The sequence below is a fragment of the Mycobacterium sp. IDUB_17 genome (genome assembly GCF_055419465.1).
In genome coordinates, this window is the sequence record NZ_JBVAXS010000008.1 from 287,382 (window position 1) to 311,570 (window position 24,189).

Sequence of the window (24,189 nt, forward strand, 5' to 3'; positions counted from 1 at the left end):
TTTGGACAGATCGAACGTGCCGGTACCGGACCACACCACCTACCGCTTGACGGCCGCGTACCAATCCAGCAGATCCGGGTTGTCCACCGCGCTGCGCTCGACCACCTTGGCCGCGTCCGCACCCTGGAACAGCTTCTTGATCGGAACCTCGAGCTTCTTGCCCGTGCGGGTGTGCGGAATGCCCGGGGCGACGAGGATGTCGTCGGGCACATGCCGTGGCGACACCTCGGTGCGGATGGTCTGAATGATCTTGTCCCGCAACGCATCATTGAGCTCGACGCCCTCGGCCAGCACCACGAACAACGGCATCCAATAGCCACCGTCGGGCTGCTCGGCTCCGATCACCAGCGCCTCGGCGATCTCGGGCAACCGCTCCACCGACTGGTAGATGTCGGCGCTGCCCATGCGGATGCCGTTGCGGTTCAGCGTGGAGTCCGACCGGCCGTGCACGACGACGCTGTCGTGGTCGGTGATGGTGATCCAGTCACCATGGCGCCACACTCCGGGGAACATCTCGAAATAGGCGTCGCGGTAACGGGATCCGTCAGCGTCGTTCCAGAACGCGATCGGCATCGAGGGCAGCGGCTTGGTGATCACCAGCTCACCGACCTCGCCGCGCACGGGATTACCGGATTCATCCCAGGCGTCCACTGCCGCCCCGAGGTAGCGGGCCGACAACTCACCCGGCCACACCGGCACTGTCGGCACACCGCCGATGAACGCCGACACCACGTCGGTGCCGCCGCTGATCGAGGCGACCTGCACCCGCTCGCCGACGTTGTCGCGCAGCCACAACGCCGACGATGGCGGCAGCGACGATCCGGTGATGCCCACGGTCCTCAGCGCCGACAGGTCGTGCTCTTCACGGGGTACCGCACCGGCCTTCGCGCAGGCCAGCACGTAACCGGGGCTGGTGCCCAGGACCGTCGCACGGACGGTGGCCGCGATGTGCCACAGTGCGTCGGCCGTCGGGTAGGTAGGGCTGCCCTCGTAACAGACGATGGTGGCCCCGACCAGCAGGCCGGCCACCTGGAAGTTCCACATCATCCAGCTCGGGCTGGTGTACCAGAAGAAGGTGTCGTCACGACCGATGTCGGACTGCAGCGACACCGCTTTGAGGTGTTCGAGCAGCACGCCGCCGTGGCCGTGCATGATCCCCTTGGGCAGCCCGGTGGTACCCGACGAGTACAGGACCCACAGCGGGTGATCGAAATCGACCGGTGTCGTGACCAATTCGGCCCTACCGGCAGTCGCGGACTCCCAGTCCAGCCAATCGTCACGGGCCGCACCCAGTCGTGACACCAGCACCGAGGCCTTCAACGTGGGCAGGCCCTCGCGCACGGCGGCGATGTCGGCGCTCTTGTCGTGCGACTTGCCCCCGAATTGATAGCCGTCGGCGGTCAGCAGCACGGTCGGCTCCAACTGGCCGAGCCGGTCCAGGGCCGCCTTGGCGGTGTAGTCCTGGCCGCAGGCACTCCAGATCGCACCGATGCTCGCGGTCGCCAGGAACGCGATGATGGCCTCGGCGATGTTCGGTAGGTAGCCGACCACGCGGTCCCCCGGCTGCACACCGAGTGACCGCAGGGTGTGCGCGAAAGCTGCGGTACGACGCAACAATTCAGCCCAGGACAGCTCGGTGACTGCACCGCCTTCGGCGACGGTGAGGATGGCCGGACGATCGGTCCGGGCCTGGCGGGCCACCTGGTCGACGTAGTTGAGCCGGGCACCGGGGAACCAGCGCACGCCCGGCATCGCATCGCCGACGAGCACCTGCTCCGGCCGCTCGCCGAGGTCGAAGTAATCCCACAGCGCGCCCCAGAACGCCGTCGGATCATCGACGGACCACTGCCACAGGCTCTGGTAGTCAGGCGCGCTGATTCCGGCGCGGGATTCCACGAACCGGGCGAAGTCCGTGACCCGAGCGGCCGCGACGCCTTCCGGCGACGGTTCCCATTGAGCTTCCGTTGTGGTCATCTTGCGCTCCACCCACCATCCATCGTGTACGACGCCCCGGTCACCATCCGGGCGTTCGGCGACGCCAGCCAACCTACCAACGCGCCTACCTCTTCCGGCTCGACCAATTGCTTGACCGCGCTCTCCTTGAGCAGCACCTCGGCCAGCACGTCCGGCTCGGGAATGCCGTGGATGCGGGCCTGATCGGCGATCTGTTTGGTGACCAGCGGAGTGCGCACATAGCCGGGGTTGACGCAGTTGCTGGTCACCCCGTGCGGCCCGCCCTCCAGGGCGGTCACCTTCGACAACCCCTCCAGCGCATGCTTGGCGGTGACGTAGCCGGACTTGAACTCCGAGGCGCGCAGACCGTGCACCGAGGAGATGTTCACGACGCGGCCGAACCCCTGCGCGTACATGTGCGGCAGGGCGGCGCGGATCAGCAGGAACGGCACCTCGACCATCAACGCCAGCAGCATCCGGAATTTCTCGGGCGGGAAATCCTGGATCGGATGGATGCTCTGCACCCCGGCGTTGTTCACCAGGATGTCGCAGTCCAGCTGCAGCGTTTCCAGCGCCGACACATCGAGAAGGTCCACCGCCCAGGGCTTTCCGCCGATCTCAGCGGCGACGGCCTCGGCTCCCACCGCGTCGACGTCGGCCACCGTGACCACGGCCCCGCGGGACGCGAGCTCACGCGCACAGGCCGCACCGATCCCGCTGGCAGCACCGGTGACCAGGGCGCTACGGCCGGCCAGCTCACTCATGCCGCGGCCCGTTCCAAGTCAGCAGCATCGATGTCGGCCAGGTCGACACCCTTGGTCTCGCGGGTGAACGCCAACGCGATCAGCGTCACCAATGCGGCCAGCGCGAGGTACACCGCGATCGGAACCGAGGAGGCGTAGGTCTTCAACAACCAGACCGCGATGATCGGCGCCAGCGACCCGGCGGCGATCGAGGTGACCTGATACCCGAGGGAGACACCGGAATACCGCATCCGGGTGGGGAACATCTCGGACATCAGCGCGGGCTGCGGCGCATACATCAGAGCATGGATCACCAGACCCAGAGTGATGGCCGCGATCACCGGCAGATACTGGCCGCTGTCCATCATCGGGTAGGCGAAGAAGCCCCAGCAGGCCGCGCCGACGGCACCGAGGAAGTACACCGGCTTCCGCCCGTAACGGTCCGACAGGGCCCCGACGGTCGGGATGGCCGCGAGGTGCACCGTGTGGGCGATGAGCAGCCACCACAGGATGTCGCTGGTGTCGGAATGCACGTGCTCCTTGAGATAGGTGATCGAGAACGTGACCACCAGGTAGTACATGATGTTCTCGCCGAAGCGCAGACCCATCGCGGTGAACACCCCGCGCGGATAGCGCTTGACCACCTCGATCGCGCTGAACGAGCTGGCCTTGATCTGTTCGGCTTCCTGTTGGGCCGCAACGAAAATCGGAGCGTCGGTCACCTTGGTGCGGATGTAGTAGCCGATCAGCACCACCACAGCCGACAGCCAGAACGCCACGCGCCAACCCCAGGACAGGAACGCGTCGGCACTGAGCAGTCCGTTGAGTAGCAGCAGCACCACGGTGGCCAGCATGTTGCCCACCGGCACGCCGGCCTGCGGCCAGCTGGCCCAGAATCCGCGGGACTGGTTCGGGCTGTGCTCGGCCACGAGCAGCACGGCACCACCCCACTCGCCGCCCACTGCGAAGCCCTGCAGGAACCGCAGGACCACCAGCAGGATCGGCGCCAGGTAGCCGATCTGCGCGTAGGTCGGCAGGCAGCCCATCAGGAACGTGGCCAGGCCGACAAGTATCAGGCTGAACTGAAGCAGCTTCTTGCGGCCGAACTTGTCGCCGTAGTGGCCGAACACGATGCCGCCGAGCGGACGGGCCAGGAAGCCGATGGCATACGTAGCGAAGGCCGCCATGATGGCGTCAAGGTCGTTGCCACCCTGCGGGAAGAACAACTTGTTGAACACCAGCGTGGCGGCGGTTCCGTACAGGAAGAACTCGTACCACTCGACCACCGTGCCAGCCATCGAGGCGGCGACGACGCGGCGCAGACCGGTCGCATTGGGCGCGCTCATCTGCGGTTCTCCTCATGACGTGACTGTGATGTGACTGACAGCTTTCGTGAGTATTCATGCACGCCGAACCCTCCGCAATGGGTAAAACCGCACCGTCAGTCTGCAAAAATGCAGAGATGGACGGTGCGCAAAGGCCTGGCCGCCCCAGCGCGGACGATCTACTCGTCCTGCTGGCCGTCGGCCGCTCCGGTCGCTACACCGCCGCGGCCGATGAGCTGGGCATCAACCACACCACGATCTCGCGGCGCATCGCCGCGCTCGAGCAGGCCATCGGGGGCCGGGTACTGACCCGAGCCGGTGGCGGATGGGAACTCACCGACCTCGGCCGCGAGGCGCTCGCCGCCGCCGAGGCCGTCGAGTCCGCGGTATCCACGTTGAGCACCACCGGCGCCCGGCAACTCGAGGGCGTGGTCCGGATCTCGGCGACCGACGGCTTCAGCGCCTACATCGCCGCGCCCGCGGCGGCCCAGGTGCAACGTCGGCACCCTCGCCTGACCGTCGAAATCGTGACCGCCACCCGCCGCGCCTCCCAACAGCGGTCGAGCCTCGACCTCGAGATCGTCGTGGGCGCACCCCAGGTCCGGCGTGCCGAGGCGATCCGCCTCGGTGACTACTGCCTGGGCCTGTACGGTGCGCGTTCCTATCTCGCCGAACACGGCACCCCTTCCGACATCGCCGGTCTGGCCCGGTTTCCGTTGGTCTACTTCATCGATTCGATGCTGCAGGTCGACGATCTCGACATGGCCAGCAGCTTTGCGCCGGCCATGCACGAGTCGGTGACGTCCACCAACGTGTTCGTCCACGTCGAGGCCACCCGCGCCGCGGCCGGACTGGGCCTGCTGCCGTGTTTCATGGCCGACCGGCACGAGGATCTGGTGCGGGTGCTGCCCGCAGAACTGACGGTTCGGTTGAGCTATTGGCTGGTGGCCCGGGCTGAAACGCTGCGCCGCCCGGTGGTGGCCGCCGTGGTCGAGGCGATCCAGGATCGGATGACCGACCAACACGAGGTGCTGCTCGGCATTCGCTGACCCGATGAGAAGAATCCTTGCGGTCCGGCCCCGATATTGCTGCAGTGAGCGGTATGCCATTCATCGAGCACGATCGCGGGCAGGCCTACTACCGGCACTGGGCCGCATCCGAACCCCGCGCAGCCGTCGTCTTCCTGCACGGGTTCGGTGAACACACCGGGGTCTACCACCGGTACGGCTTCGCGCTCAACGCCGCGGGCATCGACCTGTGGGCGGTCGACCAGTTCGGGCACGGCCTGACCCCGGGCACCCGGGGCGACTTCGGCAGCATCGAGGACAGCTCAGGACTCGCCGAGGCACTGACCGCCCTCGCCGAGCAGGAGACACCCGGCATACCGCTGGTGGCACAAGGGCATTCGTTCGGCTCGGTGGTGACCCTGTTCCGGCTACTCGGCCAACCCGACCGGTACCTGGCGGGCATCATCTCCGGTGCCCCGTTGGTTCCGATCCCCGAAATGCTCGATGCGGACACCGATTTGGACCTCGACCCGAACTGGCTGTCGTCCGATCCGTTCTACCTGGATGCCCTGGAGAACGATCCGCTGGCCTTCGTCGACGCCGACGGGGCCGCGCTCACCCGCGAGCTGGACCGGGCCTGGGACCGGTTCGGCTCCGAGCTGCCCAAACTCACGGTGCCAACCCTGGCCCTGCACGGTTCGGCCGACGTCATCGCCCCGGCCGGCGCGGTCGAGGCATACGCAGAACAGATAGAACCCCTGCAGTTCAAGGAATTTGCCGGTGGTCGCCACGACATCCTCAACGAGTCCGTCCACCGCGAGGTCGCCGCGGACATCGTGGAGTTCATCGGCGCTCACATCGGCTAGCGCGCAGCCTCATACCCCGCCGTGAGCCAGTAGATGGTCCGATCGAGGCTGGGCAGGATCTCGGTGATGGCGATCTCGCCCGCGGTGAAGCGGCCGACCAGACCGAACACCAGGCTGGTCACGATGGTGTCGAGATCGTGGACGAATGCCTCGTCCACCCCGGTCAGGATGGACCGACCCGTGGGTACGACGATATCGAGGCCCCGGCGCACCAGGCGGTCCCCGCCCGGCGCCGCCCTGGCCCGCGAGTATGCCCTGAGCATGTCGGGGTGCTTCTCCCACGGCTCGAAGATGGTGCGGAACATCCGCATCAGCGCCTCGTAGAGGGACTCCTCCGACTCACGCACCTGCCCGGCCACTCCCGAGTACCGGTTCTCGGCCATCCAGGAATCCAGCGCGGCCAGGATCAACTCGTCGCGCGTCGCGTAACGCTTGTAGATCGTGGCCAGTGAGGTCTTGGCCCGGCGTGCCACCTCACGCAGTTGCACCCCTTCATAGCCCTCGGTCTCAAGGAGGTCCACGACGATGTCGAGGATCCGATCACGTTCAGCTGCCACTTTGAGAACACCCTTGCCGCCGGAGAGTAACCACGTTACCGTACCGCTGTAACACGGTTACAGCCATTCGGCGAAGCGAGGATCAATGGGAAATCTGGACGGAAAAGTCGCCTTCATCACCGGGGTAGCCCGGGGCCAGGGCCGCAGCCATGCGGTGACACTCGCCGGCGAAGGCGCGGCAATCATCGGTGTGGACATCTGCGCCAATATCCCATCCAACGGCTATCCGATGGCCAGCCGCCAGGAGCTCGACGAGACGGTCGCCCTGGTCGAGGCCGCCGGCGGCAAGATGGTCGCCACGGTCGCCGACGTCCGCGATTTCCATGCGCTCAAAGCCGCACTCGACGCGGGCGTCGAGCAGTTCGGGCGCCTGGACATCGTGCTCGCCAACGCGGGTATCGCCACGATGGCCTTCCGCGAGCTGACCATCGAAGAAGACCTCGATATGTGGAACGACGTGATCGACGTCAACCTCGTCGGCTCGTTTCACACCGCCAAGGCCGCGATCCCCCACTTGATCGAGGGCGGGCGCGGTGGATCGATCGTCTTCACCAGTTCGACCGCCGGACTGCGCGGCTTCGGTGGGCTCCAGGGCGGAGGCCTAGGCTACGCGGCATCCAAGCACGGCATCGTCGGGCTGATGCGCACCCTGTCCAATGCCCTTGCCCCACACAGCATCAGGGTCAACTCGGTGCATCCCACCGCGGTCAACACCATGATGGCGGTCAACCCGGCGATGACGGCGTTCCTGGAGAACTACCCCGACGGCGGTCCACATCTGCAGAACCCGATGCCGGTGTCATTGCTGGAGCCGCAGGACATCAGCGCGACCATCAGCTACCTGGTGTCCGACGCTGCCCGCTACGTCACCGGAGTCACCCTCCCCGTCGACGCCGGCTTCACGAACAAACTCTGATGGGGCGGGTCACCGGCAAGCGCGTGCTGATCACCGGCGCAGCACGTGGCATGGGCCGAAGCCATGCCGTACGCCTCGCCGAGGAAGGCGCCGACCTTATCCTCATCGACATCTGCGAGTCGCTGCCGGAGGTGGAATACCCCCTGGCCACCCGCGACGATCTCGACGAAACCGCCAGCCTGGTCAGGGAACTCGGCCGTCAGGCACTGACCTATGTGGTCGACGTGCGCGACGGTGCGGCATTGAGCGCCGCGGTCGCCGAGGGAGTGGCAGTGCTCGGCGGTCTGGAGGCCTCGGTTGCCAACGCCGGGGTTCTGACCGCGGGCACCTGGGACACCACCACCGCGGAGCAGTGGCGCACCGTCGTGGACGTGAACCTGATCGGCACCTGGAACACCTGCGCAGCCGCACTGCCGCATCTGGTGGAACGCGGCGGCAGCCTGATCAATGTCAGTTCGGTGGCGGGGCTCAAGGGCTCACCGCTGCACACGCCCTACACGGCATCCAAACACGGTGTGGTCGGCCTCAGCCGCGCCCTGGCCAATGAGCTTGCCGCGGTGAACGTTCGGGTCAACACCGTGCATCCCACCGGAGTCGCCACCGGGTTGCGGCCGGACAGCCTGCACACCCTGCTCCACGAGACTCGTCAAGACCTGGGTCCGATCTTCCAGAATGCGCTGCCGATCCAGATGACCGAGGCGCTGGACATCAGCAATGCGGTGCTTTTCCTGATCTCCGACGAAGCCCGGCACGTCACCGGCCTGGAGTTCAAGATCGACGCCGGGGTGACGATCCGATGACCGCATCCGACACCCGGGCCGAGCGCGGCAGGCGCGAATTCGCCGAGGTGATGACGTTCACGGCCCCCGAGGACGATTCTCCTGCGACCGCCAACCTCATCGACTTCGTGTTCGCCGAGGTATGGCCGCGGGCCGCCTTGAGCCGCCGGGATCGGCGATTCGTCACGCTGCCGTGCGTCGCTGCGGCCGATGCCGACGGGCCGTTGCGCGACCACGTGTACGCCGCACTCAACAGCGGCGATGTCTCCATCGTCGAAATGCGGGAAACCGTCCTGCATTTCGCGGTGTACGCCGGGTGGCCCAAGGCCTCACGGTTCAACATCATGGTCGACGAACAGTGGGACCGAATCCACCGCGAACGTGGGCTGACACCACCCGAGCCGAATCCGCTCCTGCCGCTGACCACACCGAGCGATCCGGAGGAGCGGCTGGTCTGCGGGGAGCAGTCTTTCCGGGACATCAACTGCATCCCGTTCGCCCCGACCCGCGACAACCCGTACTCCGGGGCAGGCATCCTCAACTTCGTGTTCGGGGAGATGTGGCTGCGTCCCGGACTGGGCATGAAGGAACGCCGCCTGGTGACGGTGGCATGCGTGGCGTTCCAGGACGCGCCGCTGCCGATCCTGAGCCACGTCTATGCCGCGCTCAAGAGCCGCGACGTCTCGTTCGAGGAAATGGATGAGCTGGCACTGCATTTCGCGGCCTACTACGGATGGCCCAAGGCGGCCAACCTCAACCAGGTGATCGGCGAACAGAAGCAGCGGGTGTTGCAGGAATGGGAAGCCGAGGCGTGATCTTCGAGCACATCTACCCGGCCACCGGCCAACCGAACGGAACCGTAGTGCTGGCCGGTGCCAGCGAGATCGACAACGCGGTGCAAGCGGCGACCAAAGCGCAGCGGCAATGGGTCTCGCTCACCGCCGACCGACGCCGGGACCTGCTGATCGACCTGGCCGACGTCGTGCACGAGCACCTCGACGAGCTCGCGAAACTCAACGTGGCCGACTACGCGGTGCCGATCTCGTTCGCGGGCACCGCAGTCCTCCTCGAACGCTTCCTGCGACATTTCGCGGGCTACGCCGACAAACCGCACGGGGTGACGACTCCAGTCAGCGGGTCGTTCGACATCAACCTCGTCGAACGCGAGCCGTACGGCGTCGTCGGCGTCATCACGCCGTGGAACGGTGCCCTGGTCGTCACCGGATCGTGTGTCGCCCCGGCTCTGGCAGCCGGCAATGCCGTCGTCCTCAAACCCTCGGAACTCGCCCCGTTCGCGGCGCTGCGTTTCGGCGAGCTGTGCGTCGAGGCGGGATTGCCCGAGGGCCTGGTGGCCGTCGTCCCAGCCGATGCCGAGGGTGGCGACGCCCTGGTGCGTCATCGAGGTATCGGCAAGATCGCCTTCACCGGCGGTGGGGTGACCGCACGCAAGGTGCTGCAAGCTGCCGCAACGAATCTGACGCCGGTGGTGACCGAGCTGGGCGGCAAATCAGCCAACATCATCTTCGCCGATGCCGACCTGGACCTGGCCGCATCGCTGTCGGCACATCAGGGCCCGCTCATGCAATCAGGCCAGAGCTGCGCGTGCGCGAGCCGGATACTCGTCCATGATGCGGTCTACGACGAATTTCTCGAGAAGTTCCTCGGCATCGTCGGCGCGGCCCGCATCGGTGACCCGATGGATCCCGCGACCACGTTCGGGCCGGTGATCAGCCAGGCGGCCGCCGAGCGGATCCTGGCCGCCGTCGATACCGCCGTGTCCAGCGGGGCGGGCGAATTGTTGTTGGGCGGCAAGCGGATCGATGGCGACGGCTACTACGTCGAGCCGACCGTGTTCGGCGGCGTCGACAACGCCTCGGAACTCGCGCAGCTGGAGACCTTCGGGCCGGTGGTCTCGGTGATGAGATTCCGCGACGAGGACGAGGCCGTGCAGATCGCCAACGACACCCCGTACGGCCTGAACGCATTTGTTCAGACGACGGATCTCAACCGCGCGCACCGAGTGGCCCGTCGACTCGAGTCCGGTTCGGTGTGGATCAACCAGTTCAGCCAGATCTCGCCGCAGGGACCGTACGGCGGCTACAAGCAGAGTGGCTCGGGCCGTACTGGCGGTATCGAAGGCCTCCACGAGTTCCAGCAGGTGAAGAACATCCGGATCGCTGTGCGCTGATTTCCCGGCTCCGGTTGACGTGAGCCAGACAACACTCCACAATAACCGTCATGAACGGTCAGAAATCCACATCGACGGTCAGCCGTGCTGCCGGTTGAGCGTCATGAGGCGATCGTCGAAGCGGTAGGCACAGAGCAGGCGATCAGTACGGACGAACTCGTCCGCCGCCTCGGGGTATCAGCCGAAACCGTCCGCCGCGACCTGGCTTTTCTCGAAGAACGCGGCGCCCTGCGCCGAGTCCACGGCGGCGCCGCTGCAGTCGCCGATCACCGCCCGATCGAGCCCTCCTACTCCGAGCGCACGATGATCCGCCACCAGGCGAAAGCCCAGCTGGCCCGGGTGGCGGCGGGCCTGCTCGAGAACGGGCAGACCGTGATCATCGACATCGGGACCACCGCCGTCGCCGTCGCCCATGCCATCCCCCGCGGGTTCACCGGCACCGTGATCACCCCGTCACTGCCCGTCGCGGTGGAGTTGGCCGACCGCCCCGGAATCGAGCTGCTGCTGGCCGGCGGACGGGTCCGGGCCGGTGACCTGGCCTGCTCGAACGCACACACCAAGTCCTTCTTCAACGATGTCTACGCCGATATCGCCCTGCTCGGCTCCGGCGGTGTGGACGCCGCGGCCGGGCTCACCGACTTTCATCTCGACGAGATCGACGTGCGCCGCACGATCATCGCCAACAGCGCGCGCAGCTTCATCCTCGCCGACTCCTCCAAGCTCGGACAGGTAGCGCCCTATCGGGTGTGCGATCTGAGCGCCGTCAACGGACTGATCACCGACCAGAACACCGACCCGGCCGTTGCAGCGGCTTTCGCGGAGACAGGAGGTGTGGTCATGCCGGCGCGTCCGGCAAGCGCCTGAAACGGGTGCGGGCGACGTTGCAGCGTCGCCCGCGGACCGAGCTCAACTTTCGCGAAACAGTCAAATTCCCTCAGAAAGCCCGATCGATGCCCAATTCTTCCACACCGCCCACCCCGAAACGCGGCGCCGAAAACGTCTCGGCGTACGGCTACACCGAGACCCTGGAACGTGGCACCGGCAAGTTCGCCTCGTTCGCCGTCGCCTTCGCGTTCGTCTCGATCGCCACCGGAATCTTCACCACCTATGGCAGCGTGCTCAACAGCTCCGGCCCCATGGGCATCTGGACGTGGCCATTCGTCATCGTCGGACAGGTCGCGGTGGCGCTGCTGCTCGGCTCGCTGGCCGCCCGCATCCCGGTGACCGGCTACGCCTACCAGTGGGTGTCACGGCTGGCCAACCCCATCCTCGGCTGGATCACCGGCTGGATCTCCTTCACCTTCTTGGCGATCGTGGTGGTCGCGGTGGACTACACCGTCGCCGCCACCGTGGTGCCCGCACTGTTCGATTTCACCGGCACCCCCGCGACCTCATTCCTGATCACCGCCGGAGTGCTGCTGCTGCAGGCATTGCTGGTCGGGCTGTCGACCAAGTGGACCGAGCGGGTCAACAACTTCGCCGTCACCGCGGAGCTGATCGGGATGGTCGCCCTGGTGGTCCTGCTGTTCATCGTCGGCGTGATCGCGCACAAGCTCTCGGTCGGCAATCTGTTCTCCCGCGGCGATATCCCGGCCGAGGGTTACTGGAGCTTCGGCACTGCCACCTCGGTGGGCCCGTGGATGCTCGGCTTCCTGCTCGGCGCCTTCACCATCGTCGGTTTCGAGTCGGCCGCCAACCTCGCCGAAGAGACCAAGAATCCCGAAATCGTTGTGCCCCGGGCAATGTGGCAGGCCGTGCTGGCCTCGGGCGTGCTCGGCTTCCTGTTCCTGTTGGTGGTGACCGCTGCTGTCAACGATCCGACCACGCTGGCCCAGTCGGGTACTCCGATCGCCGACGTGATCCGCGACATCCTGGGCTCCTTCGTCGGCACCGCGCTGCTCGTGCTGGTGGCAATCGCGATCTTCGCCTGCGGGCTGGTGATCCTGATGAGCGGTGTGCGTCTGGTCTGGGCGATGTCGCGGGATCAGCGTTTCCCGGGATGGCAGGTACTGCACAAGGTTTCACCGCGGTTCCGCACCCCGGCGAACGCCACCGTCTTCATGGCAGCCACCTCGGCCGTGATCCTCGGAATCTTCTCCACCAGCACCGACGCGCTGTTCAAGCTGTTCTCCGCCGCGACGCTGCTCCCCGCCACCATCTACGCGATCACCGTCGCCCTCTACATCGCTACCCGCAAGAAGCTGCCCCCGAGCGCCGGCTTCAAACTGGGCCGCTGGGAGATCCCGGTCCTGGCTGTCGCGGTGGTGTGGCTGGTGTTCGTCCTCTCCCTGTTCCGCGACGCGTCCTTCAAGGACCCCTGGCTGTACGTGCTGGTGATGGTGGCCATCGGTGCCGTGTACCTCGGCTACCTGCTGATCACCCGCGGCAAGGACGGGCTCAAGATGCCCGCGATGGCCTCGATCGACGCCGAACTGGACCATGTCGCAGGCGATACCGAGGATGCCGTGAAATGACGGTACTGGCCATCGACCAAGGCACCTCGGGCACCAAGGCGATCGTTGTCGATCCCCAAGATGGCGTTGTAGGCATTGCCGAGGTCGCTGTCCACCCGCGTTACCTCGACGGCGGCGGCGTCGAGCAGGACCCGGCAGAACTGCTGGAGTCCGTGCTCGGCGCCGGACGCGCCGCACTCGAGCAGGCGGGCCGCCCTGTCGACGCGGTTTCGCTGGCGAACCAGGGCGAGACCGTACTGGCCTGGGATCCCGGCACCGGAAAGCCGCTGACCCAGGCCATCGTGTGGCAGGACCGCCGGGCCGAGGCCCTGTGTGCCGATCTCGGCGGGCATGCCGACATGGTCGCCGCCCGAACCGGATTGGTGCTCGACCCCTACTTCTCGGCGCCGAAGATGGCCTGGCTGCGCCGCAACGTCGAAACCGCCGGCGTCGTAACAACGTCCGACACCTGGCTGCTGCACCAGCTCACCGGCGAGTTCGTTACCGACGCCACCACAGCGAGCCGCTCGGCGGCCGTGGAATTGGGCGCCCGGGACTGGAGCCACGAGTTGCTCGCGTTGTTCGGCCTGGACGGCGAACGTCTACCCCGCATCGCCGCCAACGACGAGATCATCGGCACCACATCGGCTTTCGGCGCGGATATCCCGGTCGGCGGCATCGTGGTGGACCAGCAGGCCGCGCTGCTGGCCGAGGCGTGCCTCGAACCGGGCATGGCCAAGTGCACATTCGGTACCGGTGCATTCCTGCTGTCGAACACCGGGACCATCCCGGTGCGTTCCACCACGGGCCTGACCTCCTCGGTGGCATGGCGGGTCGGCGGTATCGACTCGTTCTGCATCGACGGCCAGGTCTACACCGCGGCATCAGCCGTCAAATGGCTCACCTCGCTCGGCGTGATCAGCGGGGCCGCGGAGATGGACGACATCGCCGAAGCCGACAATGCCGGAGTGCTGTGCGTGCCCGCCCTGGCCGGTCTGGCCGCACCATGGTGGAAATCGCAAGCCACCGCGACGATCTCGGGCATGACCCTGTCCACCGGACGGGGGCACATCGTGCTGGCGGTACTGCAGGGTATCGCCGCACAGGTCGCCGAGCTGGTGTCGGCGATCGACGCCGACGCACCACCTCTGACCCGGCTGCGGGCCGACGGCGGGCTCACCCAGTCAGGAGTGCTGATGCAAGCCTGCGCCGACATCCTGCAGGTGCCCGTCGATGTGTATCCCTCGGCGCACGCCACCGCGTTGGGCGCCGCTGCGCTGGCCCGGCTCAGCCTGGCTCCCGACAAGTCGGTGTCTGACGTCGTCACCGACTGGACCCCGTCGGCCAGCTATGAACCCCGATGGAGCCCGGCGCGCGCCGCCGAATTCCGCTCGGCCTGGCGACGGCTGGCCGAAACCACGTACCACCAGGAGAATTCATGAACACCCCGACCTCCGACGGCTTCGACGTCGTGGTCATCGGAGCCGGCATCGTCGGCTCGGCCATAGCGCGCGAGCTGTCCGGACACCAACTGTCCGTCGCCCTGCTCGAATCCCGCGACGACGTCGGCGACGGCACCAGCAAGGCCAACACCGCGATCCTGCACACCGGATTCGACGCCAAACCCGGCACGCTGGAATCCACCATGGTCAGCCGCGGCTACCAACTGCTGTCCGACTACGCGAAGCACACCGGGATCCCCGTCGAGCACACCGGGGCGATCCTGGTGGCCTGGGACGACGAACAGCTCGATGCCCTACCGGGATTGAAGGAGAAGGCCGAGGCCAACGGGTATCACCAGTGCGAGCTGGTCGATTCCGCGGCCGTGTACGCCGCGGTCCCCGAACTGGGGCCGGGCGCACTCGGCGGGCTCACCGTGCCCGACGAGTCGATCATCTGCACCTGGACGGTCAACCTGGCGCTGGCCACCGATGCCGTCAACCGGGGCACCACCCTGCTGACGAATCACCGGGTCGAGCGCGTCGAAACCGACGCCGAGGGCACCACACTGCACACCTCCGGCGGCACCGTGCGTGCCCGATGGGTGGTCAACGCGGCCGGGCTGGGCGCCGACGTCATCGACAACCTGTTCGGCTTCTCACGATTCACCGTCACCCCACGCCGCGGCGAACTCATCGTCTACGACAAGCTGGCCCGGCCGTTGGTCAACAAGATCGTGCTGCCGGTGCCGACATCACGCGGCAAGGGTGTTCTGGTCAGCCCCACCATCTACGGCAACGTGATGCTCGGTCCCACCTCGGAGGACCTCACCGACCGCACCGCGACCGGGACCTCGGAGACCGGATTCGAGTTCCTGCTGGAAAAGGGCCGCGCGCTGATGCCGCGGTTGCTCGACGAGGAGGTCACCGCGACCTACGCCGGGCTGCGGGCCGCGATCGACCACGGCGACTACCTGATCGAGGCCGATCCGGCGCAGCACTACCTTCTCGTCGGCGGCATCCGGTCCACCGGCCTGACCGCGGGCATGGCGATCGCGGAATACGCTCGCGGTCAACTGGTCTCGGCCGGCCTGGAGCTGACCCCGACCGACGATCTGCCCGATCCGCCGCAGATGCCCAACCTCGGCGAGGCATTCCCCCGTCCCTATCAACAGGCCGAGAAGATCGCCGCCGACCCCGCCTACGGCCGGATCGTGTGCTTCTGCGAACGGGTCACCGAAGGTGAGCTGCGCGATGCCTGCCATTCCGTCATCCCACCCGCGGCCCTGGAAGGCCTGCGACGGCGCACCCGCGTGATGAACGGCCGCTGCCAGGCATTCTTCTGCGGCGCCGAGGTGCAGTCGGTCTTCGAACGGGAATCTCAGGAGAACAGCCAGTGAGCACCTACGACGTCGCGATCATCGGCGGTGGGCCCGCGGGCCTGACCGCCGCCGCCGAGCTGGCCCGCGGATCGGGTCTGAATGTGGTTGTGCTGGAACGCGAATCCGAGGCCGGCGGCATTCCGCGACACAGTGACCATCCGGGTTACGGCATCCGTGACATGAAGACCTTCATCGGCGGGCCGGCCTACGCACGTCGCCTGGTCCGTGAGGCCGTGGGAGCCGGGGCCGAGATCCGTACCAGCACCATGGTCACCGGCTGGGCCGGCGACAGGTCGCTCGAGCTCACCTCGCCCGCCGGCCGCGAAATCCTCGACGCACGTGCGGTCATCCTGGCCACCGGCGCCCGCGAGCGGGCCCGCCCGGCCCGGATGATCCCCGGTGACCGGCCCGGCGGCATCTACACCACCGGGCAGCTGCAGAACACCGTGCACCTGCAGCACCGCAGCGTGGGCAAGCGCGCCGTCATCGTCGGAGCCGAACTGGTCAGCTATTCGGCGGTGCTCACCCTCAAGCATGCGGGATGCGAAACCGCCTTGATGACAACCGAATACCCGTCGCCCGAGTCCTACGCGATGTTCAACATCGCCGGCCGCACCCCGCTGATGGGCGTCGAGGTGGCCACCACCACCCGGGTGGCCCGCATCATCGGCAAGGGCATCGTCGTGGGCATCGAGGTCGAGAACACGCGGACCGGGCAACGACGCATCGTGGCCTGCGACACCGTGGTCTTCACCGGTGACTGGATTCCCGACCACGAACTGGCCCGGTCCGCCGGGCTCGACATGGACCCGAGCAGCCTGGGGCCCGTCGTCGACACCGCGTTACGGACCAGCCGCGACGGGGTGTTCGCGATCGGCAATCTGCTGCACCCGGTGGATACCGCCGACATCGCCGCGCTCGACGGCCGTCACGTGGCCGCACAGGTGCGTCGCTACCTCGACGGCGCGCCCACCCCGGAGCAGGCGATCCGCATCGAGGCCGCAGCCCCGCTACGCTGGGTCGCGCCCGGCCTGCTGCGGCCCGGCGATCCCGCGCCCGCCCGGCACCGGCTGCTGCTGTGGACGGACACCCTGGTCCGCATCCCGAAAGTGGTTGCGCGCCAGGATGGAAAGGTCATCGGACGCAAGACCCTGCCCTGGCCGGCCTCGCCGGGCCGGGTGTTCCGGGTGCCGTCGAGCATCCTCGACGCGGTTGATCACCGCGGCGGACCGGTCAGCCTTTCGCTGGGGTGAAGGTGATGTTGAGTTCGGTGAGGCCGCGCAGCAGGAACGTCGGCTCGTAGGTGTAGGTCCGTCGTCCGGCCGGACCGTGTGCGGATTCATCGATTCCGATGTCCCGCATACGGTCCAGGAGGCGACGGACGGTGATCTGGCCCTCGACCCGGGCCAACGGCGCCCCGGCGCAGGTGTGGATGCCCCGGCCGAACGCGATGTGTTCACGGACATTTTTGCGATCCGGACGGAACTGGTGCGGATCGTCGAACTTGCGGGGATCGCGGTTGGCCGCGCCCAGGCACAGCATCACGATGGTCCCGGCCTTCAGGTGTACGCCACCGAGGGTGGTGGTCTTGCGGACGAGCCGGAAGTCGACCTTCGTCGGGGAGTGCATCCGCAGCGCTTCCTCGATGAAAGTCGGGATGCCGTCCGGGTTCTCGCGCAGGGTCTGCTGAAACTCCGGATGGTCGCCCAACGTCTGCACGGCGGCGCTGAGCAGCTTCGTGACGGTCTCCTGGCCGGCGGCGAACAGGAACGTGGCGGGCTTCACCACCTCCAGCAGCTCCGGGGTCGAGCCGTCGGGATAGGTGGCGGTGGCCATGCCGGAGAGCACGTCGCCACGGGGCTCGCGTCGGCGCTCGGCGAGATAGCCGGCGAACTTGTCGTCCAGGTACTGCAGGGGGTCGAGTCCGACGGGCTCACCGTCGAGCGCCCCGACCCGGTTGCCCTCCGGCCGCTCGGCGCCCAGTGCGGCAAGGAATTCGGGGCGGTCTTCCTCGGGAACGCCCAGCAGGTCGATGATCGCCGAGGTGGCAAAGGGTTTGGCGTATTCGGAGAGGAACTCGCACTTTCGGTTGTCGATGAACCGGTCGAGCTGGCGGTCGACCAGCTGCCACATGTAGTCCTCGTTCTCCTTGAGCCGCCGCGGCGTCAGCAGCCTGCTCAGCAGCGAGCGGGCCCGCTCGTGCTGCGGCGGGTCCATCACGACCATGTGCTCGTGGATCGGGAACAGGTGGCGGTGCGCCTCGATCTGCTCGCTGATGTCGTCACCGTCGGGCTCGAAGGGCAGCGGCGGGAACAGACCGCCGATCGCGTTCACGGCCGAGAACGACGCATGGTCCTTGAAGGCCGCCATGACCTCTTGGTAGCCGGTCACCGCGACCACACCGTGGTGCGGTTCGGCGAACACCGGCCCGTTCCTGCGCAGGTACTCGTAGTACTCGTATGGATCCTGCGCCACGGCCGGGTCGGCGAAGTAGTCGACGGAGGCGAGATCGGTCATGGCTCACTGGCCTTTCGTGCTGGTGTTGAGCAGGCTGATCGCCTGGCGCGGGCAGGCGTCGACGGCGGATTTGACGTTGTCCCAGGTAACTTGATCCCACTGGCCGTCCGCCGGGGCGGCGCCTGCCACCTCGTCGTCAGACAGGTCGAACACCTCAGGGGCAAGTTGGATGCACAGCGCATGGCCCTCGCACAGTCCGGCGTCCACCCGGACCCGGGTCGTGCTGATGTCTTCGGACATTCGTTTCCTCAGTTCCAAATTTGATCACTCGATCAAACCGTTAGGATGGCTCATGCTTACCACCCCCGACCTTCGGCGGTCAAGGATCCCGCACGACCACAAACATCTGTTGTCGGGCAATGGTTTTCGGAGGCGGCACTGATGCCGGCGGCACGATCGACCAAGGACAAGGACGCCGGCACCCGCAAGCGCCTGATCGAGGCAACTGCCCAGGTCATCCGCGACGAGGGATACGCAGCGGCCACCACCCGGCGGATCGCGGCCGTCGCCGGCGTGCGTTCGGCGCTGGTGTACTACTACTTCGACACCCTCGACGACCTCTACATCGCGGTGCTGCGCAGCGGCGCCGACGCGGCCCTGGCCCGGCTACGCGAGGCCATCACCACCGACGATCCGCTGCGGGCACTGTGGCTGATCAACTCCGACTCGCGGGTGACCGGGCTCAACACCGAGTTCATGGCGCTGGCCAATCACCGCAAGGCGATCGGCGTCGAACTCAAGGCCTACTCCGAGAGGGTCCGCGACATCGAGGCCGCCGCCATGGCCGGCGTACTGCGTGCCCACGGCGTGGACATGGAGGAGTTCCCACCCGTGGTGATGTCGATGTTGCTCACCCAGTCCGCCCGCAGCCTGTGCAACGAAGAGGCGGTCGGCGTGACCGAGGGCCACACCGAGTTCCGCGCCTTCGTCGAGCGGTTCCTGCGCCGGTTCGGCAGCGACCAGGCCACTACTTGAGCATGCTGCCCGCATCAACCGTGACCGGCAGGCCGGTGATGTAGCGGGCCTCGTCGGAGGCCAGGAACAACACCGCATTGCTGATGTCGACGGGCTCCACCCAGCCGACCGGAAGCACGTGCATGAGCTGAGCCACCACGGCCATGTCGTCGGGACCCGGGTTCTCCAGGTCAGGACGGAACAGCTTCATCGTCCCCTCGTTCATGAACATCGGGGTGTTCACATTCGTCGGGCACACCGCATTCACCCGGATCGAGTGCTGGCCCAACTCCACCGCAAAGCTGCGCATCAGACCGATCACACCGTGCTTGGCCGCGATGTAATGACCGGTGTTCGGGTACGCCTTGAGCCCGCCGACCGAGCTGGTCAAAATGACCGAACCACCCCGGCCGCCGGAAAGCAGATGCGGCACAGCAGCTTTCACGGTCTTCCAGACACCGGACAGGTTGACGCCGATCATGTCGTCCCAGTCGGATTCCCTGGTTTTGTCCAGGGTGTCGCCACCGTTGCCGATACCGGCGTTGGCCACCACGATGTCGAGCCGGCCCAGCTGTTCGACACCGCTGTCGACAGCCGCCGACAACGTCGCGAAATCGCGCACATCGACTTCAGCGGTGACGATGCGGCGGTTGAGCCCCTTGACCAGATCGGCCGTCTCCGCCAGATCGTCCGGAGTTGATGCCGGGATCGCACTGGTGTCGGTTACCGGCCGGCACACGTCGACAGCGATGATGTCCGCACCCTCTTGCGCCAATCGCAGCGCGTGACTGCGCCCCTGCCCGCGCGCCGCTCCGGTAACGAGGGCAACCTTGCCCTCGACTCTGCCTGTCATGGCCATCCTCTCGGTGATTTGATCAGTCGATCAAACCGTGACATTCACCGAGCTGGTTGTCAATGCTAATTTTGATCAATTGCCCAGAATCGGGCAGATACGAAACTGGGCCCCACCCTGACAGGTGGGGCCCAGCTACACACTGCACCGACTACTCGGACGAGGAGCCCGAGCCTCCGCTGGAGTCGCTGGACCCCTTGGACTTGTCGGACTTGGCTTCCTTTGCCTTGGCCTTGGCTTCCTTTGCCTTGGCCTTGGCTTCCTTGGCCTCCTTGGCCTTGGCCGCCTTGGCTTCCTTGGCCTCGCTGATCTTGGCCTTGATCCGGTCCGTGACCTTGATCTTGCCCGTGGGCTTGGCCGCGTCGTCGGCATTGACCGACTTGGCGGGCGCCGGCGTGGTGGCAGATTCGGCTGCAGCCGCATCCGTCGCTGCCGGAACGGCATTGGCGACCGGCGCCTCAACCTTCTCGGACTCGACCGCCGGGGACTCGACCTTCGTGGTCACCGGCTTCGCGGACTCGAGCGCCGGGGCCTCAACCTTCGGGGTCACAGCCTTCGGGGACTCGAGTGCCGGGGCCTCGGCCTTCGCGGAATCGACAGCCGACTCGGTCAATGCCTCCGTGGGCACAACGCTCAGCTCCGCCGAGACCTTCTGAGCCGCGGCGACCTTCGGCGCCGACGTCGGGGCGACCTCCGGGGTGTTGTCGATCGCGTCGGCGAGGCTCTTGGGGATGTTCACCAGCAGGTTCTGCAGCAGGCCCGCGACCACCCGGGCGCCGCCCTGCTCGCCCGGGTCGGCGAACGTGAGCAGCGCCGGCCACTCGGTGTAACCCCCGGTACCCGTCTCGGGGTCAGGGTCGGAGTACTTGAATCCGTTGAGCGCCGCGTTGACGAGGATCCCCGGCGTGTTGACCACGGCGTTGAAGGCCCCCTGCACATCTCCGGCGGCCACGCTGGTGCTGATCGCCTCGGCAACGCGGGCGAGCTCGAACACCGGACCGCTGACCGTCGCGAAGGCGCCCTGGAACACCGCGCTGACGACAACACTCGAGGTGAGCGTCGCGGCGATCAGATTCGTGAAGTTCTGCGCCATCTGTTCCGGGATGCCGGCGAGGTACTCGGTCTCGCCACGCGGAATGCCCGAAAGGATGAACCCGGGAGCGATCAGCGAACCGAAGGCGCCCTGGAACGCGTACAGCATGGAGTGGTTGAACCACCGGTATGCCTCGCCGATGTCTCCGGCCTCGAGTGCGGCCTGCGCCTGCGCCAACCGCTCCTGCCCGTTGGGGCCGTTGTACCAGTTCTGCAGGTTGGTGGGGATGGCCTCGAACGCCGCGCCGAACTTCCCTGCGTATCCCAGCTGGTTCTCCAGCACCTGATTCAGCAACGGTGCCGGATTGGCTGCGACCGCGGATCCCAGCAGCTGGAGGTTGCTGAAGGTGTTGCTGAACAGGGTCCCGTAGACATCGATCGGAGACGCGGTGGCGTCCATCGTCGCCGTCAGATCGTAGGCAAGTGTTTGGGCCTGCTGAATGATCGTCGGGTTCTGGGCAACCGGGGTCACCGCGATAGCGCTGGCACTCACCATGGCGACGCCGGCGAGAAGGAACCGATCCTTCCGGCTCACCGCTGCGGTGTCGCCGGAGGAGAGGGCAGGTTGAGGCACAAAAACTCCCTGAAAGCTGATAGTTGACTGAGGAACGACCAAAAATTAGCTTAGGTTTCCCTAAATATCAATAGGTATGCCTACCCTGACTTCCCACTGCGTAAATATAGGTCGGCAACACAAAACTGGGCCCCCTCCGTCAGGAGGGGGCCCAGTGTGTCAACGACAAAAAGTCAGAGCCAGGTGTCGGACGTGGTGGTCGTGAGGAACGCTTCCAGATCATCACGCCACTGCGCCGGGGTGTTCTTGTCCGGCTCGATCCCGGTGTACTCGCCGCGGTAGAACAGCAGCGGCCGAGGCTTGCGCTTGGGGACCTCGGACAACGAGTGCACCGCACCGAACACCACGAAGTGGTCGCCGCCGTCGTGCACGGAGTGCACGTTGCAGTCGATGTGGGCGAGGCTCCCGTCGATCACCGGGGAACCGAGTTCCGAAGGCGTCCAGTCGATCCCGGCGAACTTGTCCGGAGCCTTGGAGCCGAACTGCGCGGACACATGCTGCTGATTCTCGTGCAGCATGTTCACGCAGAACTTCCCGCTGGCTTCAATGGCCTGCCACGCCCGTGACTGCTTGGTGGGGCAGAACAACACCAGCGGCGGGTCCAGCGACAACGCGGCGAACGACTGGCAGGCAAAGCCGATCGGCACGTCGTCGTGCAGGGTCGTGATGACCGTGACGCCAGTGCAGAACTGGCCGAGCACATTTCGGAACGTGCGTGGGTCGAGCGGCTGAGCCTGTGTCATCACTTGAATCCGACGGAGAAGTCGTGGCCCCAGAGGCTGATGCCGACGCTCTCGCGGGCGATCCAGCTCTCGTCCTCGACTTCCAGTCCCTCACAACCGAATTCCATGTCGAACCCACCCGGGGTCTTCATGTAGAACGACAGCATCTTGTCGTTGATGTGCCGGCCCAGCGTCGCCGACATCTTCACGTTCCGGCGATTGGCGCGGTCCAGGCACAGGCCGACGTCGTCGGAGTTCTCCACCTCGACCATCAGGTGCACGATGCCCGTCGGGTTGGGCATCGGCATGAAGGCCAGCGCGTGGTGACGCGGGTTGCAGCCGTAGAAGCGCAGCCAGACCGGATCGCCGTCGGCCGGGCGGCCCGCGAGCTGCGGGGGCAGCTGCATCGAGTCGCGGAGCTTGAAGCCGAGCACGTCCTGGTAGAACGCCTGTGCTGCCGCGTCATCGTTGCAGGTCAGCACCACGTGCCCGAGGCCCTGCTCAGCGGTGACGAACTTGTGGCCGTACGGACTGACGAACCGGCGGCCCAGGTACTGCGCACCGTAGAACGCCTCGAGCACGTTGCCGGCGGGGTCGGAGAACCGGATCAGGCCCTCGACCCGGCGCTCGCGGATCTCATCCTTGGTGCCCTCGACGAAATCGACTCCCGCCTTGGACAGGTTCTCCCGCACACTCTGCAGCGCGGGTGCGTCGGCGACCTCCCAGCCGGAGATCAACAGCCGGTCCTGATCGCCGGGCACGATCACCAGGCGAGCCGCGAAGTCGTCCATCCGCAGGTAGAGCGCGTCGGGGATGGCCCCCTCGCCCTCAACCATGCCGAGCACTTTCACGCCGAACTGACGCCATGCCGCCACGTCGGTGGCCTCGATGCGCATGTAGCCCAGTGCCTTGATGCTCATCTGCTAACCCCCAAGGAAATCGATGGTGAGTTTGTTGAACTCGTCGAACTTCTCGACCTGAGCCCAGTGTCCACACTGCCCGAAGACGTGCAGCTGTACCCGCGGAATCTGCTTGAGCGCGACCAGTGCGCCGTCGAGCGGATTGACCCGGTCCTCGCGGCCCCAGATCAGCAGCACCGGCTGACGCAGCTTGTACACCTCGCGCCACATCATGCCGAGCTCGAAGTCCGCACCGGCGAACGACTTACCCATCGCCCGGGTGGCGGCCAGCGACTCCGGCGTGCTGGCGATCGCGAACCGCTCGTCGACCAGCTCAGGGGTGACCAGCTTCTGGTCGAACACCATGATCCGGATGAAGGTTTCGAGGTTCTCGCGCGTCGGTTCGAAGTTGAACTTGGCGAGCGCCTTGACGCCCTCGGTCGGGTCCGGCGCGAACAGGTTGACGCTGAGCCCGCCGGGGCCCATCAGGATGAGCTTGCCCGCCCGGTCCGGGTAGTCCAGCGCGAACCGCACCGCGGTGCCGCCGCCGAGCGAGTTGCCCAGCAGGGGGATCCGGCCCTGCAGACCGAGGTGGTCGAACAGCCCGAGCAGCGCCTTGGCGCTGTAACGGTTGTACTGCTCGTGCTCGGTGTGCTTGTCGGAGTGCCCGTAGCCGGGCTGGTCGACCGCGAGCACGTGGTAGTGCTCGGCCAGCACCGCGATGTTGCGGCCGAAGTTCGACCAGCTCGAGGCGCCGGGACCACCGCCGTGCAACAGCACGATCGTCTGCGCGTTCGGGTCACCGGCCTCGTGGTAGTGCAGCCGCATGTCATCTCTGACCTGGGCGTACCGCGAGGTGGATTCGAATGTGATCTCCTGCGTGGCGGTCATGTATCAGACCATCGTGTCGGCCGGGGGCAGGCCGAACTCGTTGTTGCCGAAGATCAGGTAGGCACGCTCGGGATCGTTG

General features: G+C 66.5%; 24 protein-coding genes. 12 read left to right on the forward strand and 12 right to left on the reverse strand.

Features of this window, described 5'->3' with window-relative positions; all coding sequences use genetic code 11:
• Positions 1–39 precede the first annotated feature (39 nt).
• From ACZYZ7_RS29410 to ACZYZ7_RS29420, 3 genes are read right to left on the reverse strand one after another with little or no spacing between them, the layout of a single operon-like run.
• The gene (locus ACZYZ7_RS29410) at positions 40–1,974 is read right to left on the reverse strand and encodes an acetoacetate--CoA ligase (protein ID WP_463742355.1); all 1,935 of its coding nucleotides are present in this window, start codon (positions 1,972–1,974) and stop codon (positions 40–42) included.
• A complete protein-coding gene (locus tag ACZYZ7_RS29415) occupies positions 1,971–2,717 on the reverse strand; it encodes a 3-hydroxybutyrate dehydrogenase (RefSeq protein ID WP_450072930.1) in 747 nt (248 codons plus the stop codon). The genes ACZYZ7_RS29410 and ACZYZ7_RS29415 overlap by 4 nt, the downstream gene beginning before the upstream one ends.
• Complete coding sequence (locus ACZYZ7_RS29420) at positions 2,714–4,042, reverse strand: MFS transporter (RefSeq protein ID WP_450072929.1); 1,329 nt, start codon at positions 4,040–4,042, stop codon at positions 2,714–2,716. Before ACZYZ7_RS29420 ends, ACZYZ7_RS29415 begins: the two co-directional genes overlap by 4 nt.
• Positions 4,043–4,158: 116 nt before the next feature.
• Between ACZYZ7_RS29420 and ACZYZ7_RS29425 the strand changes: the two genes are divergently transcribed.
• Together ACZYZ7_RS29425 and ACZYZ7_RS29430 are read left to right on the forward strand one after the other, a co-directional pair.
• Entirely contained in the window at positions 4,159–5,070 is a 912-nt protein-coding gene (locus ACZYZ7_RS29425; RefSeq protein WP_450072928.1) for a LysR family transcriptional regulator, read from the forward strand.
• Between the two features lie 53 nt (positions 5,071–5,123).
• The gene (locus ACZYZ7_RS29430; RefSeq protein ID WP_450072974.1) at positions 5,124–5,894 is read left to right on the forward strand and encodes an alpha/beta fold hydrolase; all 771 of its coding nucleotides are present in this window, start codon (positions 5,124–5,126) and stop codon (positions 5,892–5,894) included.
• Here ACZYZ7_RS29430 and ACZYZ7_RS29435 read toward each other — a convergent pair.
• Complete coding sequence (locus tag ACZYZ7_RS29435; protein ID WP_450072927.1) at positions 5,891–6,451, reverse strand: TetR/AcrR family transcriptional regulator; 561 nt, start codon at positions 6,449–6,451, stop codon at positions 5,891–5,893. The two genes, ACZYZ7_RS29430 and ACZYZ7_RS29435, sit on opposite strands and share 4 nt — an antisense overlap.
• Before the next feature lie 85 nt (positions 6,452–6,536).
• Between ACZYZ7_RS29435 and ACZYZ7_RS29440 the strand changes: the two genes are divergently transcribed.
• From ACZYZ7_RS29440 to ACZYZ7_RS29480, 9 genes are all read left to right on the forward strand, one after another.
• Positions 6,537–7,367, forward strand: a complete 831-nt coding sequence (locus ACZYZ7_RS29440; protein ID WP_450072926.1) for a mycofactocin-coupled SDR family oxidoreductase — start codon at positions 6,537–6,539, stop codon at positions 7,365–7,367.
• Complete coding sequence (locus ACZYZ7_RS29445; RefSeq protein ID WP_450072925.1) at positions 7,367–8,167, forward strand: mycofactocin-coupled SDR family oxidoreductase; 801 nt, start codon at positions 7,367–7,369, stop codon at positions 8,165–8,167. The genes ACZYZ7_RS29440 and ACZYZ7_RS29445 overlap by 1 nt, the downstream gene beginning before the upstream one ends.
• On the forward strand, positions 8,164–8,961 hold the full coding sequence (locus ACZYZ7_RS29450; protein WP_450072924.1) for a carboxymuconolactone decarboxylase family protein: 798 nt from the start codon (positions 8,164–8,166) through the stop codon (positions 8,959–8,961). Before ACZYZ7_RS29445 ends, ACZYZ7_RS29450 begins: the two co-directional genes overlap by 4 nt.
• The gene (locus tag ACZYZ7_RS29455; protein WP_450072923.1) at positions 8,943–10,334 is read left to right on the forward strand and encodes an aldehyde dehydrogenase family protein; all 1,392 of its coding nucleotides are present in this window, start codon (positions 8,943–8,945) and stop codon (positions 10,332–10,334) included. The genes ACZYZ7_RS29450 and ACZYZ7_RS29455 overlap by 19 nt, the downstream gene beginning before the upstream one ends.
• A gap of 84 nt (positions 10,335–10,418) precedes the next feature.
• Entirely contained in the window at positions 10,419–11,198 is a 780-nt protein-coding gene (locus ACZYZ7_RS29460) for a DeoR/GlpR family DNA-binding transcription regulator (protein ID WP_450072922.1), read from the forward strand.
• Between the two features lie 86 nt (positions 11,199–11,284).
• Positions 11,285–12,808 (forward strand): amino acid permease, encoded by a 1,524-nt coding sequence (locus ACZYZ7_RS29465; RefSeq protein ID WP_450072921.1) that lies wholly within the window; start codon positions 11,285–11,287, stop codon positions 12,806–12,808.
• Complete coding sequence (locus tag ACZYZ7_RS29470; protein ID WP_450072920.1) at positions 12,805–14,229, forward strand: FGGY family carbohydrate kinase; 1,425 nt, start codon at positions 12,805–12,807, stop codon at positions 14,227–14,229. The genes ACZYZ7_RS29465 and ACZYZ7_RS29470 overlap by 4 nt, the downstream gene beginning before the upstream one ends.
• Entirely contained in the window at positions 14,226–15,626 is a 1,401-nt protein-coding gene (locus ACZYZ7_RS29475; RefSeq protein WP_450072919.1) for an NAD(P)/FAD-dependent oxidoreductase, read from the forward strand. The genes ACZYZ7_RS29470 and ACZYZ7_RS29475 overlap by 4 nt, the downstream gene beginning before the upstream one ends.
• Positions 15,623–16,861, forward strand: a complete 1,239-nt coding sequence (locus ACZYZ7_RS29480; protein WP_463742356.1) for an NAD(P)/FAD-dependent oxidoreductase — start codon at positions 15,623–15,625, stop codon at positions 16,859–16,861. Before ACZYZ7_RS29475 ends, ACZYZ7_RS29480 begins: the two co-directional genes overlap by 4 nt.
• Here the strand turns inward: ACZYZ7_RS29480 and ACZYZ7_RS29485 are convergent.
• Positions 16,842–18,125: a cytochrome P450 gene (locus ACZYZ7_RS29485; protein ID WP_463742357.1), complete on the reverse strand. Its 1,284-nt coding sequence runs from the start codon at positions 18,123–18,125 to the stop codon at positions 16,842–16,844. The genes ACZYZ7_RS29480 and ACZYZ7_RS29485 overlap by 20 nt on opposite strands.
• A gap of 3 nt (positions 18,126–18,128) precedes the next feature.
• Entirely contained in the window at positions 18,129–18,365 is a 237-nt protein-coding gene (locus ACZYZ7_RS29490) for a ferredoxin (RefSeq protein WP_450072916.1), read from the reverse strand.
• Positions 18,366–18,506: 141 nt separating this feature from the next.
• Here ACZYZ7_RS29490 and ACZYZ7_RS29495 point away from each other — a divergent pair, with 141 nt between their 5' ends.
• Complete coding sequence (locus tag ACZYZ7_RS29495) at positions 18,507–19,100, forward strand: TetR/AcrR family transcriptional regulator (protein ID WP_135458865.1); 594 nt, start codon at positions 18,507–18,509, stop codon at positions 19,098–19,100.
• Here ACZYZ7_RS29495 and ACZYZ7_RS29500 read toward each other — a convergent pair.
• From ACZYZ7_RS29500 to ACZYZ7_RS29525, 6 genes are all read right to left on the reverse strand, one after another.
• Positions 19,093–19,932, reverse strand: a complete 840-nt coding sequence (locus ACZYZ7_RS29500; protein WP_450072915.1) for a mycofactocin-coupled SDR family oxidoreductase — start codon at positions 19,930–19,932, stop codon at positions 19,093–19,095. The two genes, ACZYZ7_RS29495 and ACZYZ7_RS29500, sit on opposite strands and share 8 nt — an antisense overlap.
• A gap of 151 nt (positions 19,933–20,083) precedes the next feature.
• Positions 20,084–21,598, reverse strand: a complete 1,515-nt coding sequence (locus ACZYZ7_RS29505; protein WP_450072914.1) for a hypothetical protein — start codon at positions 21,596–21,598, stop codon at positions 20,084–20,086.
• A 173-nt stretch (positions 21,599–21,771) separates the two neighbouring features.
• Positions 21,772–22,341: a 3-hydroxy-9,10-secoandrosta-1,3,5(10)-triene-9,17-dione monooxygenase reductase subunit gene (hsaB, locus tag ACZYZ7_RS29510; protein ID WP_135458871.1), complete on the reverse strand. Its 570-nt coding sequence runs from the start codon at positions 22,339–22,341 to the stop codon at positions 21,772–21,774.
• Positions 22,341–23,240, reverse strand: a complete 900-nt coding sequence (hsaC, locus tag ACZYZ7_RS29515) for an iron-dependent extradiol dioxygenase HsaC (RefSeq protein ID WP_135458873.1) — start codon at positions 23,238–23,240, stop codon at positions 22,341–22,343. The genes hsaB and hsaC overlap by 1 nt, the downstream gene beginning before the upstream one ends.
• A gap of 3 nt (positions 23,241–23,243) precedes the next feature.
• The gene (gene hsaD, locus ACZYZ7_RS29520) at positions 23,244–24,110 is read right to left on the reverse strand and encodes a 4,5:9,10-diseco-3-hydroxy-5,9,17-trioxoandrosta-1(10),2-diene-4-oate hydrolase (protein ID WP_135458875.1); all 867 of its coding nucleotides are present in this window, start codon (positions 24,108–24,110) and stop codon (positions 23,244–23,246) included.
• A 3-nt stretch (positions 24,111–24,113) separates the two neighbouring features.
• Positions 24,114–24,189: hypothetical protein (locus ACZYZ7_RS29525; RefSeq protein ID WP_234787032.1), on the reverse strand; the 76-nt coding region annotated here is incomplete at its 5' end.

Excerpts from the sequence above, each read along its gene's own strand:
- ACZYZ7_RS29410 (WP_463742355.1), bottom strand. The coding sequence starts at position 1,974 with ATGACCACAACGGAAGCTCAATGGGAACCGTCGCCGGAAGGCGTCGCG.
- ACZYZ7_RS29415 (WP_450072930.1), bottom strand. The coding sequence starts at position 2,717 with ATGAGTGAGCTGGCCGGCCGTAGCGCCCTGGTCACCGGTGCTGCCAGC.
- ACZYZ7_RS29420 (WP_450072929.1), bottom strand. The coding sequence starts at position 4,042 with ATGAGCGCGCCCAATGCGACCGGTCTGCGCCGCGTCGTCGCCGCCTCG.
- ACZYZ7_RS29425 (WP_450072928.1), top strand. The coding sequence starts at position 4,159 with ATGGACGGTGCGCAAAGGCCTGGCCGCCCCAGCGCGGACGATCTACTC.
- ACZYZ7_RS29430 (WP_450072974.1), top strand. The coding sequence starts at position 5,124 with ATGCCATTCATCGAGCACGATCGCGGGCAGGCCTACTACCGGCACTGG.
- ACZYZ7_RS29440 (WP_450072926.1), top strand. The coding sequence starts at position 6,537 with ATGGGAAATCTGGACGGAAAAGTCGCCTTCATCACCGGGGTAGCCCGG.
- ACZYZ7_RS29445 (WP_450072925.1), top strand. The coding sequence starts at position 7,367 with ATGGGGCGGGTCACCGGCAAGCGCGTGCTGATCACCGGCGCAGCACGT.
- ACZYZ7_RS29450 (WP_450072924.1), top strand. The coding sequence starts at position 8,164 with ATGACCGCATCCGACACCCGGGCCGAGCGCGGCAGGCGCGAATTCGCC.
- ACZYZ7_RS29455 (WP_450072923.1), top strand. The coding sequence starts at position 8,943 with ATGGGAAGCCGAGGCGTGATCTTCGAGCACATCTACCCGGCCACCGGC.
- ACZYZ7_RS29465 (WP_450072921.1), top strand. The coding sequence starts at position 11,285 with ATGCCCAATTCTTCCACACCGCCCACCCCGAAACGCGGCGCCGAAAAC.
- ACZYZ7_RS29470 (WP_450072920.1), top strand. The coding sequence starts at position 12,805 with ATGACGGTACTGGCCATCGACCAAGGCACCTCGGGCACCAAGGCGATC.
- ACZYZ7_RS29475 (WP_450072919.1), top strand. The coding sequence starts at position 14,226 with ATGAACACCCCGACCTCCGACGGCTTCGACGTCGTGGTCATCGGAGCC.
- ACZYZ7_RS29485 (WP_463742357.1), bottom strand. The coding sequence starts at position 18,125 with ATGACCGATCTCGCCTCCGTCGACTACTTCGCCGACCCGGCCGTGGCG.
- ACZYZ7_RS29490 (WP_450072916.1), bottom strand. The coding sequence starts at position 18,365 with ATGTCCGAAGACATCAGCACGACCCGGGTCCGGGTGGACGCCGGACTG.
- ACZYZ7_RS29495 (WP_135458865.1), top strand. The coding sequence starts at position 18,507 with ATGCCGGCGGCACGATCGACCAAGGACAAGGACGCCGGCACCCGCAAG.
- ACZYZ7_RS29500 (WP_450072915.1), bottom strand. The coding sequence starts at position 19,932 with ATGACAGGCAGAGTCGAGGGCAAGGTTGCCCTCGTTACCGGAGCGGCG.
- hsaB (WP_135458871.1), bottom strand. The coding sequence starts at position 22,341 with ATGACACAGGCTCAGCCGCTCGACCCACGCACGTTCCGAAATGTGCTC.
- hsaC (WP_135458873.1), bottom strand. The coding sequence starts at position 23,240 with ATGAGCATCAAGGCACTGGGCTACATGCGCATCGAGGCCACCGACGTG.
- hsaD (WP_135458875.1), bottom strand. The coding sequence starts at position 24,110 with ATGACCGCCACGCAGGAGATCACATTCGAATCCACCTCGCGGTACGCC.